The sequence below is a fragment of the Bacillus sp. BHET2 genome (assembly GCF_005938125.1).
GTDB lineage: Bacteria > Bacillota > Bacilli > Bacillales > Bacillaceae_B > Rossellomorea.
This window is the reverse complement of record NZ_VCQN01000001.1, coordinates 740,068-754,693: the sequence shown is the minus strand read 5'-3', so window position 1 is coordinate 754,693 and position 14,626 is coordinate 740,068. Positions and strand designations below refer to the sequence as shown.

Genomic DNA, 14,626 nt, shown 5'->3' with positions numbered 1-14,626 from the left:
GATTTATTTCTTTAAGTACGTCCAGCCTTCTTCTTGATACACCTGATCTTCTTTCATCAGTTTTCCAAGTGCACGTTTGAAGGACGCTTTACTCATATTGAAACGGTCTTTAATTTCGTCAGGCTGACTTTTATCCCAGAAAGGAATCGCACCATTCCGTTCAGCAAGGTACTCGAGAATGACTCCTGCATCATCTTGCATTTTTTCCTGCTTCAAGGGTAGAAACGATACATTTAAATTCCCGTCATCCTTAACATCGATGACTCTTCCTTCAACAAGCTCCCCGAGTCTAGGCTCCTCTTTACGCTCATTCATGTGAACGAAACAGCGATATCCTTGTTCAGATAAGAAGAAAGTTCCGACTCTTAACAGTCGATACACTCGCCCTTGAACTTTGGCATTCATCATTTCTGTTGATGCTCTTCTAGACACTTGTTCGATAATATTTTCAGTGGCTAAACGTCCATATAAACGATCCTGCTTATCCCGATTTAAGGTTAGAAATAACTGATCGCCCGGGTTTGGCCAAAGCTCCAGAAACTTTGGCAGATCATCTGAGGAGACCAAAATATCCTTAGGCAATCCAATGTTCACGAACACCCCTAAATCTTCACGCTTATCCACTACTTCTGCCCATCCATATGCTCCAACTTGTACCTTAGGGATACGCATGGTGGCTGTCAGGCGAACTTCCTTGTCATGATAAAGGAATACCTTCACAGTATCTCCTTCTTGAATTTCTTCTGTTATTTCAGAGTGGTGCAATAGTACACGATCGATATCATTCGTCAGAAAGAAACCGTATGGCACTTCAAGGTCAACGAATAAATCCACTACTGTACCTGGTTTTAAAGAAGACATTATTCTATTTCCTCCTATATCAATTAACGTATTAACTTAAGTTTTCTCTACTCAATGAATGTATTCACTAAATATAGCTTTTTTCCTGGATGATGTATAGAGTGTTTGGCGATTTTTATAATAAACCATCAATTTAGAAAATAAAGAATTCATGAACATTTTTTCGTTTCATTGACCGCAAGAAAGTGACTTGTTATGATGCTTCTAATTCAATTATAACAAAAATACACATACCTTGTATAAGTTCAAGAATATGGCTTGAACGTTTCTACCAGCTACCTTAAATGGCTCGTCTACAAGATAAAGTAATGATCGTTTCAATTATTTTATCCTGTGGATACGGCTCTGGTGAATGTTGCACCGGAGCTTTTTTTATTCTATCTACTCGGAGGGTTATGTATGAAAACATTCTTTCAATTTGCTGAAAGAAAGACAACTTATAGAAAAGAAACATTAGCAGGTATCACGACATTCCTTTCCATGGCTTATATTCTTGTGGTGAATCCCATTATTCTCAGTCAGGCAGGTATGGATAAGGGCGCACTATTTACGGCCACAGCATTGTCTGCGATTGTTGGATCCCTTTTAATCGGGATTATGGCAAATTTTCCAATTGGGATCGCTCCAAGTATGGGACTTAACTCATTCTTTACTTTTTCAGTATGTATCGGTATGGGGGTTCCTTGGGAAATTGCACTAACGGGAGTTTTTGTAGCAGGCATCATCTTTATGATATTAAGTGTTATGAAGATCCGTGAAAAAATCATCAATGTCATTCCACAGGACTTGAAGTATGCCATTGCCGGCGGTATTGGATTTTTCGTCGCATTTATCGGTTTTAAAAACGCCGGGCTTGTCGTTGCGAATCCTGAAACTTTCGTCTCAATCGGAAATCTATCTTCTCCTACTACCCTCCTTGCAGTATTTGGATTCATCATTACATTGATGATGTTGGTAAAAGGGATAAAAGGTGGGATTTTCTACGGAATGGTGGCAACCACTGTCTTAGGTATGATTATTGGCAAAATAAATGTGCCGCATTCTATGATAGGAAAAGTTCCTAGTCTTGAGCCTACTTTTGGAGTGGTTTTCACTCATTTAGGGGATATTTTCACTCTTGAAATATTGGCTGTTATCTTTACCTTTTTGTTTGTCGCGTTCTTTGATACTGCAGGCGCATTGATTGCAGTTGCAAGCCAAGCAGGCATTATGAAGGATAATAAGATTCCGAATGCAGGTAGGGCACTGCTGGCCGATTCTGCTTCAGGTGTCGCAGGAGCGATATTCGGGACTTCCACTACAGCATCATTCGTAGAGTCTTCAGCAGGGGTTGCCGTTGGAGGTAGAACAGGATTCACTTCGGTAATCATTGCATTATGCTTTTCGATTGCGTTGTTCTTTTCACCTATTTTATCGGTTATCACACCTGAGGTGACGGCGCCTGCACTTATTATCGTAGGTGCGTTAATGGCTACTGAAGTAAGGCATATCAATTGGAATCGTCTTGAAATAGTCATTCCTTCCTTTGTGACCATCATCATGATGCCTTTGACTTTTAGCGTTGCAACCGGAATTGCCCTCGGATTCATCCTTTATCCATTTGCGATGATTTCGCTGAAAAAATGGAAAGACGTTCATCCGATTATGTATATTCTTTGTGGATTATTCATTGTTTATTTTGCTTTTTCTTAATAAGATTTTCCGTTTGTAACCAATCGTTCTAACTAACATTTTTATTTTAAAGGCTCTTTTCGCAAAGATTGTTGTTTTCTAACATAGGAGCTGCCGAGGCTCTGTCAATGAGTGTGTGCGATAGATGGTGAGGGGAACGGCTTCGCTTTCCGGCGGACGAACGGCCAAGCCTCCTCAGCTGCGCTTCCGGGGTCTCGGCACGCCCGATACCCGCAGGAGTCTACGCCGTTCCCCTCACCATCTTTAAGAGATTTCGTGACAGAGCTTACTAGTGAAAAAACCGCATGAAATGGCATTTTACTATTCAAGCTAAAATCGACCACTGCACCGGATAAAAAATGATGTTTTCTAGCCGTGTATGGTAGTAGATAAGTCATCAAACTTAGTAAGTTGATTGTAGCGGAAGGTGCTCGACTCCTGCGGGAATTGCGGGAAAGTTGAGACCCCGCAGGGCAAAGGCCGAGGAGGCTCAACTCACGCCCCGCGGAAAGCGAGCACCTGCAGCGGAAATCAACTAGCACTCGCTACCTTCAATAGTAACAAAGTTTACGAAAAGAGCCATTTTAAAAAACAAAAGAAGCGAACACTCTATTTAACTGATGTTCGCTTCTTTTTGTTATATTTATATTCATTTAAATCTTTTTCAAAACACTTTTAGTCATTTAAATTTGCTTGTGATAGCTTCGCACCTTCTCATCGGTTGGAAGGAAAAAAGTCATCATTCCTAATAGCGGAAGAAAACTGCAGAGGATCATGACAAATCGAATGGTGTATAGGTCTGCCAAGCTTCCAAAGATAACTGCACCGACCGCGCCCATTCCAAATGCGAGTCCGACAGTGAGTCCGGATACCATTCCAATTTTCCGTGGCAAGAGCTCTTGTGCATAAACGACAATGACGCTAAAGCTGGATGACAGAATAAGACCGATGCAGAAAATGACTGGATATACCATATTTAGCGATAAGTAAGGCAAAACAAGGGTTAATGGAGCTGCACCAATCATCGAGAAGAAAATGATATTTCTCTTACCAAAGCGATCTGAAAGCGGTCCTCCTATAAATGTCCCAAGTACCCCAGCAAACATAAATACAAATATGTACGCCTGTGCTTCTTTAATGGAAAGGCCGTAATCCTCAATCAAATAAAACTGGTAGTAATTCGATAAACCGGCTCCGTACCAAGAACGTGCAAAGACAAGGAACACAACGAATACCATTGCCCATTTGATTTTCGGGTTGATTGGTACTTTCTTCAGAACAGATTTTGATTTTTGGTTTCGTTCCTCATTCGTACGTATTTGTTCTGAGTACCAGTTAGATACGCGAAATAAAACTACTATGCCGATGAGTGCCACAATCGTAAACCATAATGCCCCTTTTTGTCCAAAAGGAACGAATATGAAGGCGGTAATTAAAGGAGCAAGCGATTGGCCAGTGTTCCCTCCGACCTGATAAATCGATTGAGCAAGTCCTCTGCGGTTACCTGCTGCCATATAAGCTACCCTTGAGCCCTCGGGATGAAAAATGGCAGAACCGAAGCCAATCAATAATACTGATAATACAATCCAAAGAAAATGTCCTGATAAGGCAAATCCGATCAGTCCAGCTAAGCTCGACACCATCCCTAGCGGAAGCAAATACGGTCTTGAACGAATATCGGCATAAAACCCGAAAACCGGCTGTAACAATGAAGAAGTCATATTTAGGGCAAAGGCGATCCAACCAATCTGCGTATAGCTCAACTGTAGGGATTTCTCGATAATTGGAAACATAGCAGGTACTACGGCTTGAAGGGTATCATTGATGAAATGACCTGAGCTGATAGCTAATAGAATCCCGTAAATTGTTGGGTTCACTGCTGGTTTCATAGCTGTTTGTGACATTGTTTTCACTCCTTTCATTTATTTCGTCTCTCTAAATAGTATACTGAAAAAACCAAACATTTCCTATATCTATTAAACTTCTTATCATCCTACCAATTATTTCAAATAAAAGTGCGGAACTCAATCCTACATTACTCATGAAATGGCTTATCCTGATTCGGATAAGCCATAACTGACATCTAATATCTGTTTTTCTACCATGAATATGCTAGTTGGATTCTTGACTGTAGAGGTCGGAGTCTATATCTTCAAGGAAAGGAGTCTGTTCTCCTAAACAATATAGTTGTAACACATGCATGGCTCTGGTACATGCTGTGTAAAATAACCGGCGGAGGCTTTCATCACGATATGATTCAATAGATGCGTTGTAAATGATGACAGCGTCAAATTCTATTCCCTTTGCTAAATAAGCCGGGATGACGATAACCCCTTGCTCGTATTGGAGTGAGTCGCTTTTCATAAGCTTAATGTCCTCAATAACGTCTAAATAGGCATATACCGCTTCGCTCTCCGTTGCTGATTTACATATAATCGCTATGGAGTGGTACGACCTACTTCTCCACTTTGCCACTTGAGTACAAATACGTTGGTGGAGTTCATCGTATGATTTCACTTGGGTTAGCACCGGTTTTTCCCCAGGTCGATCAAATGGATTTATATGTTCCCCATCAGGGACAAGTCCACGTGTAAACTCGATAATCGACTTTGTAGACCGATAGCTCTGCGTCAGATTTATTGCCTCGGTTTCACCCGGTCCATATAATCTCGTCAGTGTACTGAAATCCACATGTTGATGTGCATGAGCAAAGATGGCCTGGTTAAAATCGCCTAATACTGTCAATCTTGCAGAAGGAAACAGCCTTTTGATAAACTCGAATTGAAACGGTGAGTAATCTTGAGCTTCATCGATTAATACATGTTTAATCGATGTATTTGACTGAAAGCCGAGTATCAGCTCTTTTAACAGTAAAAAAGGAGTAGCATCTTCGTAATGGAGTTTTCCTTCTTCAAGATTGTTCACAGTAGATTTACAGATATCCTCCCAGCTTCTTAGGGTTAGTCCCTCAGGTAAGGAACGAATTATCACTGGATCAGCAAACAGCTGATAATAGATTCCCTTAACATCTACAAATTGAAGTGTCTTTAGCCATTTACGGACCCTCTTAAACCGTTTGCGTACGACCCATCGGGATAATATATCATACTCACTTTCATAATCATTGGAATGATTATTCTTCTGCAGATGCTTATGTGCTTTATGATAATCCTCATTGCTCATCAGCTCGATTTCTTCTTCTACCCAAACATTGGAGCGTTCCCTTTTCTCTGCGTCATCGATTTGAAATTGAATCCAATCCTTCAATTTCTCAAGCTTGTTATGGAACCGCAGTGAAGGATCAATCGAATAGAATCTTTCCTTGATTTGGCTCCCCGTAATAATCGCTTTTCCTCTAAACTTGATTCCTTTAAATAACATGCCTTCCATTTCCAAAAATCCTCTGTAAAATTTGATGATGTCAAAGAAATCAGTAGTAGCTTTGAACTTTATACTTTCTTTCCTGGTGTCGTACGTAGGTGCTTTCATTTCTGTCAGAACGTACTCCAATTGTTCGTAAGGTCCCTCTAAATCGAAATCTTTACTAAGCCTATGGTCTAAATATTCTTGGAAGGTCACCTGCTCCATATTTTCCTCACCAAGTTCAGGTAATACATTTGATACATAGCTATTAAACATGGCATTAGGTGAAAATAGAATAATCTGGTTCGCCTTCAAATTGCCCCGGTACTTGTAGAGTAAATATGCAATCCGCTGCAACGCGGCAGAGGTTTTCCCACTTCCTGCAGCACCTTGAACAATGAGCAACTTCCCACGATCATGCCGGATGATCTGATTTTGCTTCTGCTGAATTGTTGCAACGATACTGTGCATATAGGCTTCGGTTCTCTTACCAAGTATTTGCTGTAATACCTCATCCCCGATGGTCAAGCTCGTATCAAACATAGAATTGATGACGCCATCCTGGATAAGATACTGCCACTTTTTCTCTAGGTTCCCCTTGATGATGCCTCCAGGTGTAGTGTATTCGGATGGACCGGGAGGATAATCATAATAGACGCTCGAAATGGGGGCGCGCCAATCATAGATTAGAAAATCATCCCCGCTTTGATTCGTTAGCGTAGAAATACCAATATAGATTTTCTCTGTTTTTGTATCTCCTTCTTCAGTAAGATCGATGCGTCCGAAATATGGTTTATCTTTCATTCTCTTTAATGAGGATAGCTTTTTTATAGCCTGCTTGTGGGTACCTTGGCTGACGGTCAATATTTGCGCCTGTTGTCTTAAACTAAGGACAGTTTCCAGAAAATCATCAAATGAATCGGTGTTTACTTTGACTTCATCCCAGAAGTGTTTGCGAATTTCCACTACTTCATCGTGACGTCGTCCAGTTTCACTCTCCAAATTTCCGATTTGCTCCAAGATTATTTTAATGACGCGGTCTACTCGTTCCTGCTCCTTGCGAATTTCAGGGTTCATTCAAGCACTCCTTTTCATTAAAAATAGGGGTTGACTCGATAGTGAATTATGTTATATAATTATTATTGAGGAAATGTGTTATAATTCACTTTTGTTATGTGTTTCTGTTCTAATTTACCATAAATATGACCCTTAATCAATATAAATAAGACTGCCGGACGATAGCTTTTCGTTTAGCAGTCTTATTCTGTATGTATTCAGATTAAGTTAGAACATTCCATTTTCATTAGGGGAATCCTCTGGTATCGGTTGCCCCACATCCCATAATTCTATGATCTTTCTATCCTGAAATCGGAAAATGTGGATGACAATCGCCCCGATATCATCAGGATGCTGCCTCACATGTGAATGAACCGCCACATTCTCTCCTTCTTCTATCGTTCGCTTCACTTCAAATATCTTGTCAGGATTCTCTTCTGCATTTTCTTCCATAGCTGTCATAAGAGACTTTGCATCCCCTCGGAAATAAGGATTATGGTGACAAAAGTCGGAACTTGTATAAAGATCGTATGCTTCTCTTACGTCCCCCCTCGCAACCAGATATAAAAACGAAACTGCTCTTTCTTTATTCGAGATTAAATCACTCATGTCAAACATCCTTTCACTATAAAAGTCATACTTTCATTTTATAGGAATTTCCATCGCAAAGTACGTTTTTGTATAGTTTATTTTCAGTCAAAATAAAGGAGAGCAGTGAAAAGTTCAACCACCAGCTTTCACACTGTTCTCCCCTCAATAAAAATGGTTTCATAGTTTATCATAAAATGTTCCATTGAAAAATAAGGTGATATCACCTAAGGTACCAATACAAAAGAAGATAAAATAATAACTCGCCTTTGAGACTTCTTTGTTGAAAAGCTCTTTACAAGCCTGAATAAAAATTTGTTCAAATTTAAACCAACTTAAAATCCAAGCAATGATCAAAAAAGTAACGATGGTCATAGAGATTCTCCCTCCTTGCTCCGCATCGTATTAGACGGTCATTTTCCAACTCGACTGTGCCAACCACCGTTCCTTTTCCTTATAATCCGGTACGATTTTCCCGACAAGCCGCCAGAAAGATCGGTCATGATTCAGATGTACCATATGGCACATTTCATGAACGACTACATAGTCAATAACATCTTGAGGGGCCATGGCAAGCTTCCAGTTAAAGGTCAATTGTCTCTTTCCGTTGCATGTTCCCCAAGTCGCTTTGCTTTCAGAGATTCGAACGGATCGAGGTTTCGTTTTGAAGTGACGTTGTTGGCTCGATATACTCTTTTCAACCAAAGCTTTGCACTCCTTGTAATAAAAACGCTTTAGCGCTTGTTGAATATGTTCATCCTCTAGCTCTTTTACATGAATGTACAGAGTGTTACTGTTGAAAGCGACATGGTCTTGTGGGATGAGTGGGTCGTGATGAACATCAATCGGGAAAGAATGTCCCTTATATAGAAAAGAATCGCCATGATTATAGGTTTTCTCTTGAGGGCCCTTCAATTGGTCCTTCTTTTCCTTCGATTTCTCAAGGATCACTTCCCATTTATCTTCAAGCAACAGGACTACAGATTCATGAGATGAGCCCTTCGGTGCCTGAACTTCAACATTTCCATAGCTGTCAAGGTAAACGGCAATAGAGGTCCGGTTCTTGTATTTTATTGTAAAATGTAACGTCTCACCTGAATACGTGTGGTTCATACCTTATCCCCTATATTTAAGCGTTAATCCTTTTAAGAAATTACGTGCATATCGATCTCCACAGATTCTATAATTCTTATGTCCTTCTCTTCGCAAAATCGCCCCTAATTCACCTTTAGTGATGACTACGCCGGTTTCATCAAGTATCTCAATCATTTCTTCACTCGTTAAGGAAAGCGCGATTTTCACTTTCTTTAGTAGAAGATTATTCACATGTTCGTACGTTAATTCTGGTCTTTCAGGTTGGCCTGGCCGTGCTTCCTGCTTCCCTCTCTTAAATGTGATAAATCCATTTAGAAAGGACTCGTACATTTCATCATCACAAGGGATATGATTGTCATCTTCCAGGATTTCCTCTTCAAATTCATCTTGGGATTTGGTAAGCACCTTCAACACTTGTTCTTTTGTAAGATCAATGCCACCCAGTTTAAAAATCTCTACCATTTCAGTATTTTTAATATCCAGGGCGTATCGTAAGCGGATCAGTATGTCATTGTTATCTATGTTCATTGGGATACCTCCATAAATTTTTCTTATAAGTCTATTCTACTCGTAAGAACCGAATCAACACTAAGAGAATAGCTTACCACTTAATGGACCTTTTTTATAGTGGTTATCAATTGGAATGGATTTAAAAAAGAATTCTTCATTTAATATAGGAGGGAAGAATCGTTTATCCCATGCTTTAAATTGAATGGAAGGAGGTGATAAAACTACATTTCTATTCTTTGTGAAAAAAACAAGCTAAAAAAATGCAAAGAATCGATATATAGACACTTTGCATTTAATCTACTAATCTCAAAATAGCGTCAACAACTCATCAAATGATTTTATCACTTGCCCGTATTCATCCACTTCTCCAAATCCATATCGGGCATAGACAAAAGGAATCCCCGCCTCTTTAGCAGCCAGTCTATCTCCTTCTGTATCGCCTATATATACAGGTTCCTTTAGGTGGTTACGCTCGATGATGAGTTTAATATTCTCACCCTTTGACAAACCCGTCCTACCAGGATTCTCATAGTCAATGAAATAATGATCAAGTCCGTGATATTCATAAAACGCTTCGATGTATCCCTCTTGACAGTTGCTGACAATAAACAGTTTATACTTCTTCGCCAACTGTAGAAGAACCTCCTCAACATTGCTGTATAATTGGCCGCCATGGTTGGTTAAGTGAGGAATTTCATGTTTGGAAAGTTCTATTAATAATTTTTCTCTCTCTTCTTCACTCAACTCCGGGAATAGTTTCTTCCCGATTTCTTTCATTTGGAGCCCCATTGTTCCTTCTAGATGTTCTCGTGTCAAGCCTACCTTCAGCTTACTATTTTCCGAGGTAGCTTTGTTCCATGCTTCAAGCACAGACTCGACGGGATCCCAAAGGGTTCCGTCAAGGTCAAATATGATACTATCCATTGTCATTCCTCCCAAATCTTAAGTAAATCTATTTGTGGGTATAAATTGCACTTTAGTCTTAGTTTAGTATAACAAAACCCATTTGGAATGCAGGTAAGAGAGTTAAATTTAGACCATTTTGAAAAAAATCTATTTTATCTCCTTCATCGATCCCTATGATTTTGTTTTCACTCACCACTACTTGCTTCATTCAGAAATGTACCTCTCCCCTTTTTCAATATATCCTCCCATTATTAAGTCCGGCACCAATTCACCACCTGTTGCCCACACCAATTGGGTCCCATTGCTTAATTGATGAGCTGTGAGTGAAAGAGAGTTCAGATGGGTTTGAATGGCTGATAATGTAGGACCAATCATTCCTGCCAGTGCAGAAGGCTCAAGTGAAATTGATTCAGAACGGTGTAAGAGAGCTAGCATTTTAAATAGATTTTGATCATTCACGGTATATACACCATTCACCAGGTTTTCTATCATCTTCCCTGCAAGTCCGGATGGGCGGCCGACCGCTAATCCATCCGCTTCGGTCCGATTACTTAGACCGATATCCTGAACCGAGATGTTCTCATGTTTCCCAGTTGCGAGCCCGAGAAGCATACAAGGGGAACTCACTGGTTCGGCAAAGTAGCAATGGACATGATCACCGAATACATATTTCAGCCCATAAGTTACTCCTCCAGGACCACCACCAACCCCACAGGGCAAATACACGATGAGCGGATGATCACTATTAACCTTGATCCCCGCTTGGTCAAACTGTCTCTTCAACCTGAGAGCAGCAACTGCATAACCCATGAATAGATCCTTCGAGTGCTCGTCGTCGATAAAATAACCATTCGTTTCATTCATGCATTGCTTCCGGCCTTCTTTTACCGCATGTGAAAAGTCGTTTTGATGTTCGATCACCTTCACGCCTTTTTCCCGAAGGAGATCTTTTTTCCATTCCTTTGCATCCAGTGACATGTGTACAGACACACGGAATCCTAGAGCAGCACCGATTGTTCCAATACTCAAAGCCAGGTTTCCTGTTGATCCTACTACAATGGAATACTGGGAGAAAAAGTTTCTAAAAGATTTACGCGCAAGTTCTGAATAATCATCTGTGATTCGCACCTTGTTATGAGCAAGCAATAAGGATTCGGCTATCTTCAATACCTCGTATACACCACCCCTAGCTTTAATTGAGCCTGCAACGGGGAGCTCATTATCACATTTCAGCATGAACCGCCCTGGAATAGTGCACTGATACATAGTTTCTAATTCGTGCTGCATCCCGGATAGATGACGGATGGGGGATTCAATAATCCCATTAGTCTTTTCCGTTTCAGGAAATACCGTTCTTATAAAGGGTGCAAATCGGATGAGCCTGTCTTCAGCCTCTTTTATCTCCACACCTATGAGCCCTTTTAAGGAATGGACCCTCTTCAATAATGAGTTGTGCCAAAAGGTTTCTTTCCCTCCTTTTAGGTCTTCCAGTAATTCAGGGTTCATTTCGAATCTATGCTCTGAATTCATATCATCCATCCTCTCAATACACTGTCTTTGAATTCCTCCATCATTCTTCTATACAAAGCGGCCTCTTCCATAAATGAATAGTGATTGCTTTTATATAGGCTCTTTTCGCAAAGGTTGTAGTTTTCTAACATAAGAGCTGCCAAGGCTCTGTCTTTGAGTGAGTGCGATAGTTGGTGAGGGGAAATCAACTACCACTCGCTACCTTAAATAGCAACAAAGTTTACGAAAAGAGCCTTTATTAAACACACGAAGGTCCGTCCCTCTCTATCAAGCCCTGTCGGTTTCTAGTCGCTCATTTTAACATTATTATGGTATAATAATGTTTTCTGATGAGAAGAAAATCCAAGCTTTTATTTTAAAAATTCAGTTGTCAAAGGTGAAGAATTTGAGAGAATGTGAAATGTTACTATCCATCAAAAAACTAGGATCCTTGTTAAAAGAATTCCATACATGCAAATGTCCAAATCTAAAAGATAATATAGTCAAGGAAATAAAAACGCAAAGTGAAAAGATCCACCCTAAAAATGATGAATGACGGAGGGAAAATAAAGTGGAGGTAACCTAATCGTTACCTCCACTTTATTAATTATTATAGATACCTATGTATCTATGATTCTCTAACCACCGACACCATTGCCTTCTTACTTCTTGATAATCTTGATTTCATTTACAGGCCAATAGACAATATTCGTCGTGCCTACTACATTCTCAAGGGGAATGGATCCAATCAAGCGGCTATCCTTGCTATATCTCCTGTTGTCACCCATCACAAATAATTGACCTTCAGGAACGGTGGTTTGATTAACCGCGGTATCTTCCAATTTAAAATCCAGGGTTAATGCCCCTTCTCCATTGTCTTTTTGCTCCTGTAAGTAAGGTTCATCATAGGCCTGTCCATTTACGTATAGCGTATCATTCTTATATTCAATCCGGTCTCCGGGCAGCCCGATCACCCGTTTTATGTAATCTTCATCTTCAGTAGCATGGAATACAACGATGTCAAATCGCTCCGGTTTATCCAACTTATTCACAATCATCCGATCATGGTCCAACAGGGTAGTATTCATCGACGCACCGTCAACGACAATTGGTGTCAGAAAAAAAGTACGGATGATGACCATTAGCATAATACCGACGCATAACGATTTCGCCCATTCCCACATCTCACTTCTGTTGTTGCCCACTCTTGTCACCCTTTCTATTTGAAAACTGTCACCCTATAACATTCGATACCAGCATCGTGATTTCCTTCTATACATATCGATCTATGATAAAAATGATATTGTGCCTTTTTCACACTTTTCAAGCACCAAATTGTAATTCCCATTCATTCAAATTCACTCCATAACTCCACGATATTCACTTTTCTCAAAGGACTAGGACGGTTTCTTTAACGAACGGATTAAGAATATGGTAAGATACCAAGATACAAAGTTTTAGGAGAATGATAATGAAAAAGACGATCGACCATATCGGAGTCGCTGTCAGAAATATAGAAGATTCCATTCGATTTTATGAAAATGTCTTGGGGGCAACGCTGATTGATCAATACAGTAGTCATGCGTTGGGTGTTGAAAGCAAGATTGCCATTATGGAGGTGGACGGTGCCCGAACTGAATTACTTGCACCGACGAATAATGTGACTTCCCCCATCGCCCGCTTTATTAAGCAAAAAGGAAAGGGCGTTCACCATATCGCCTATCGTGTAGATGACCTTGATGCTGCATTAGATGAACTGAGTCATAAGGGGATTCGGATATTAGAGGACAGCCTCCGTATCAACAAACATGGTAGAAGACTGATTTATTTAAACCCCGCAGATACGGAAGGGACGATTATTGAGTACTGTGACTATCCCGATGGTGAAAAAATCTAGATCTCGCTAACTAAAAAAACGACCCCGATTAAAGTTGAATCGGGATCGTTTTTCTTTTTCAATCCACATCAATGACGACGCAACCGTAAAATCCTCCATCTTCAACTTGCTGATTGGCCTCGGCAATGTTATCAAGCTGATAGGTATCGGCAATACGGTGTTGAAGTATGTTTTCTTTTAAAGCCCTAGTGATGTCTGTTATGGCTTGGCTTTTTGCTTCTTCTGGCATAGCATAGACTATGATCAGGCGAATGGTTAAATCCATGAACATCATATCTCTGAACGGCAATTTGGGTTCAGTTATGACGGTTGAGGAGTAGCTGGCGATCACTCCCCCGGTTCGAATCAGCTGCAAAATCATGGGTAAATTTGCTCCAAATTCTACATCAATCACCCTGTCCACCTTGACTCCATCCGTATATGTCAATACACTTTCAACCATTCCATCCTTGGAATGGTCAACAACCAAATCAGCTCCCGCTTCCATACAATGTCTATAGGCAACATCATTACTAGCGGTAGCAATCACGGTTGCACCGCCTTCCTTTGCCCATTGAATCGCATAATGACCTACACGGCCCGCTCCACCTGTGATGAGTACTATTTTCCCTTTTACAGGACCATCTGAGAATACACTGCGGTGAGCCGTCATTGCCGGTATGCCAAGACACGCTCCTTCGGCGAAAGTCGTATTTCCCGGTAGCTGAATAGCCCGATGACTGTCAATAGAAACATATTGAGCAGCTGTTCCGTGAAGGCGAGCGTATTGAGCCTGATACACCCACACACGTTCCCCAATCCGGGAGTGAGGAACACCAGTCCCAACTGCTTCAATGATCCCGGCTCCGTCGCTATTCGGAATTACCGGGCCTTCAGTAAGCAGATCGGGAAAGGATCCAAGTCGTTTCTTCGTATCGGAAGGATTCACCCCTGAGGTGCGCATCCGGATAAGAACCTCTCCATGAGAAGGCTCAGGCGTCTCAAACACCCCAACCTGAAGAACATCAGGTGCATGTCCGAATTCAGAAAACCATGCTGCTTTCATCTTCCATTCCTCCTTGAGAAATCTATTGGGTTAGTATGTGTAGTCTCTTTTGAATTTACTTACAAGTTAGAGTGAAACTAGTAATGGTCGATTACTCTTTTTTGTACTCCAGTCTGAACTGAACA

At 40.7% G+C, this 14,626-nt stretch carries 13 protein-coding genes and 1 riboswitch; of the genes, 2 read left to right on the top strand and 11 right to left on the bottom strand.

Annotation, left to right across the window (positions count from 1 at the left end; translation table 11 throughout):
* Window positions 1-3: 3 nt before the first annotated feature.
* Window positions 4-861, bottom strand: coding sequence for a CvfB family protein (locus FGG79_RS03995; protein WP_138776449.1), 858 nt, complete (start codon window positions 859-861; stop codon window positions 4-6).
* Window positions 862-1,076: 215 nt separating this feature from the next.
* A riboswitch (purine riboswitch) is annotated at window positions 1,077-1,177 on the top strand.
* Between the two features lie 83 nt (window positions 1,178-1,260).
* On the opposite strand from FGG79_RS03995, the gene FGG79_RS03990 reads away from it, so the two are divergent.
* Window positions 1,261-2,553: an NCS2 family permease gene (locus FGG79_RS03990; protein ID WP_138776448.1), complete on the top strand. Its 1,293-nt coding sequence runs from the start codon at window positions 1,261-1,263 to the stop codon at window positions 2,551-2,553.
* 662 nt (window positions 2,554-3,215) lie between these two features.
* Here the strand turns inward: FGG79_RS03990 and FGG79_RS03980 are convergent.
* The 9 genes from FGG79_RS03980 to lepB all read right to left on the bottom strand — a co-directional run bounded on the left by FGG79_RS03980 (window position 3,216) and on the right by lepB (window position 12,764).
* The gene (locus FGG79_RS03980) at window positions 3,216-4,436 is read right to left on the bottom strand and encodes an MFS transporter (RefSeq protein WP_138776446.1); all 1,221 of its coding nucleotides are present in this window, start codon (window positions 4,434-4,436) and stop codon (window positions 3,216-3,218) included.
* 208 nt (window positions 4,437-4,644) lie between these two features.
* On the bottom strand, window positions 4,645-6,972 hold the full coding sequence (helD, locus tag FGG79_RS03975; RefSeq protein ID WP_138776445.1) for an RNA polymerase recycling motor HelD: 2,328 nt from the start codon (window positions 6,970-6,972) through the stop codon (window positions 4,645-4,647).
* 207 nt (window positions 6,973-7,179) lie between these two features.
* On the bottom strand, window positions 7,180-7,560 hold the full coding sequence (locus FGG79_RS03970) for a nuclear transport factor 2 family protein (protein WP_138776444.1): 381 nt from the start codon (window positions 7,558-7,560) through the stop codon (window positions 7,180-7,182).
* Between the two features lie 159 nt (window positions 7,561-7,719).
* Complete coding sequence (locus FGG79_RS03965) at window positions 7,720-7,914, bottom strand: hypothetical protein (protein WP_138776443.1); 195 nt, start codon at window positions 7,912-7,914, stop codon at window positions 7,720-7,722.
* A 30-nt stretch (window positions 7,915-7,944) separates the two neighbouring features.
* Complete coding sequence (locus FGG79_RS03960; protein WP_138776442.1) at window positions 7,945-8,652, bottom strand: M48 family metallopeptidase; 708 nt, start codon at window positions 8,650-8,652, stop codon at window positions 7,945-7,947.
* A gap of 3 nt (window positions 8,653-8,655) precedes the next feature.
* The gene (locus FGG79_RS03955; RefSeq protein ID WP_171050788.1) at window positions 8,656-9,162 is read right to left on the bottom strand and encodes a YehS family protein; all 507 of its coding nucleotides are present in this window, start codon (window positions 9,160-9,162) and stop codon (window positions 8,656-8,658) included.
* A 288-nt stretch (window positions 9,163-9,450) separates the two neighbouring features.
* Entirely contained in the window at window positions 9,451-10,068 is a 618-nt protein-coding gene (locus FGG79_RS03950; RefSeq protein ID WP_138776441.1) for an HAD family hydrolase, read from the bottom strand.
* Between the two features lie 186 nt (window positions 10,069-10,254).
* On the bottom strand, window positions 10,255-11,580 hold the full coding sequence (locus FGG79_RS03945; RefSeq protein WP_240794194.1) for a D-serine ammonia-lyase: 1,326 nt from the start codon (window positions 11,578-11,580) through the stop codon (window positions 10,255-10,257).
* Between the two features lie 641 nt (window positions 11,581-12,221).
* On the bottom strand, window positions 12,222-12,764 hold the full coding sequence (gene lepB / locus FGG79_RS03940) for a signal peptidase I (protein ID WP_138776439.1): 543 nt from the start codon (window positions 12,762-12,764) through the stop codon (window positions 12,222-12,224).
* A gap of 266 nt (window positions 12,765-13,030) precedes the next feature.
* On the opposite strand from lepB, the gene FGG79_RS03935 reads away from it, so the two are divergent.
* Window positions 13,031-13,456 (top strand): VOC family protein, encoded by a 426-nt coding sequence (locus tag FGG79_RS03935; RefSeq protein WP_138776438.1) that lies wholly within the window; start codon window positions 13,031-13,033, stop codon window positions 13,454-13,456.
* Window positions 13,457-13,514: 58 nt separating this feature from the next.
* Here FGG79_RS03935 and FGG79_RS03930 read toward each other — a convergent pair whose 3' ends face one another.
* On the bottom strand, window positions 13,515-14,501 hold the full coding sequence (locus FGG79_RS03930; RefSeq protein WP_138776437.1) for an NADPH:quinone reductase: 987 nt from the start codon (window positions 14,499-14,501) through the stop codon (window positions 13,515-13,517).
* Window positions 14,502-14,626 lie beyond the last annotated feature (125 nt).

What these genes read in the sequence shown, in the direction of transcription:
- FGG79_RS03945 (WP_240794194.1), bottom strand. Translation starts at nt 11,580, where the DNA reads ATGAATTCAGAGCATAGATTCGAAATGAACCCTGAATTACTGGAAGAC.
- FGG79_RS03950 (WP_138776441.1), bottom strand. Translation starts at nt 10,068, where the DNA reads ATGGATAGTATCATATTTGACCTTGACGGAACCCTTTGGGATCCCGTC.
- FGG79_RS03990 (WP_138776448.1), top strand. Translation starts at nt 1,261, where the DNA reads ATGAAAACATTCTTTCAATTTGCTGAAAGAAAGACAACTTATAGAAAA.
- FGG79_RS03995 (WP_138776449.1), bottom strand. Translation starts at nt 861, where the DNA reads ATGTCTTCTTTAAAACCAGGTACAGTAGTGGATTTATTCGTTGACCTT.
- FGG79_RS03930 (WP_138776437.1), bottom strand. Translation starts at nt 14,501, where the DNA reads ATGAAAGCAGCATGGTTTTCTGAATTCGGACATGCACCTGATGTTCTT.
- FGG79_RS03935 (WP_138776438.1), top strand. Translation starts at nt 13,031, where the DNA reads ATGAAAAAGACGATCGACCATATCGGAGTCGCTGTCAGAAATATAGAA.
- FGG79_RS03960 (WP_138776442.1), bottom strand. Translation starts at nt 8,652, where the DNA reads ATGAACCACACGTATTCAGGTGAGACGTTACATTTTACAATAAAATAC.
- FGG79_RS03965 (WP_138776443.1), bottom strand. Translation starts at nt 7,914, where the DNA reads ATGACCATCGTTACTTTTTTGATCATTGCTTGGATTTTAAGTTGGTTT.
- helD (WP_138776445.1), bottom strand. Translation starts at nt 6,972, where the DNA reads ATGAACCCTGAAATTCGCAAGGAGCAGGAACGAGTAGACCGCGTCATT.
- FGG79_RS03980 (WP_138776446.1), bottom strand. Translation starts at nt 4,436, where the DNA reads ATGTCACAAACAGCTATGAAACCAGCAGTGAACCCAACAATTTACGGG.
- FGG79_RS03955 (WP_171050788.1), bottom strand. Translation starts at nt 9,162, where the DNA reads ATGAACATAGATAACAATGACATACTGATCCGCTTACGATACGCCCTG.
- FGG79_RS03970 (WP_138776444.1), bottom strand. Translation starts at nt 7,560, where the DNA reads ATGAGTGATTTAATCTCGAATAAAGAAAGAGCAGTTTCGTTTTTATAT.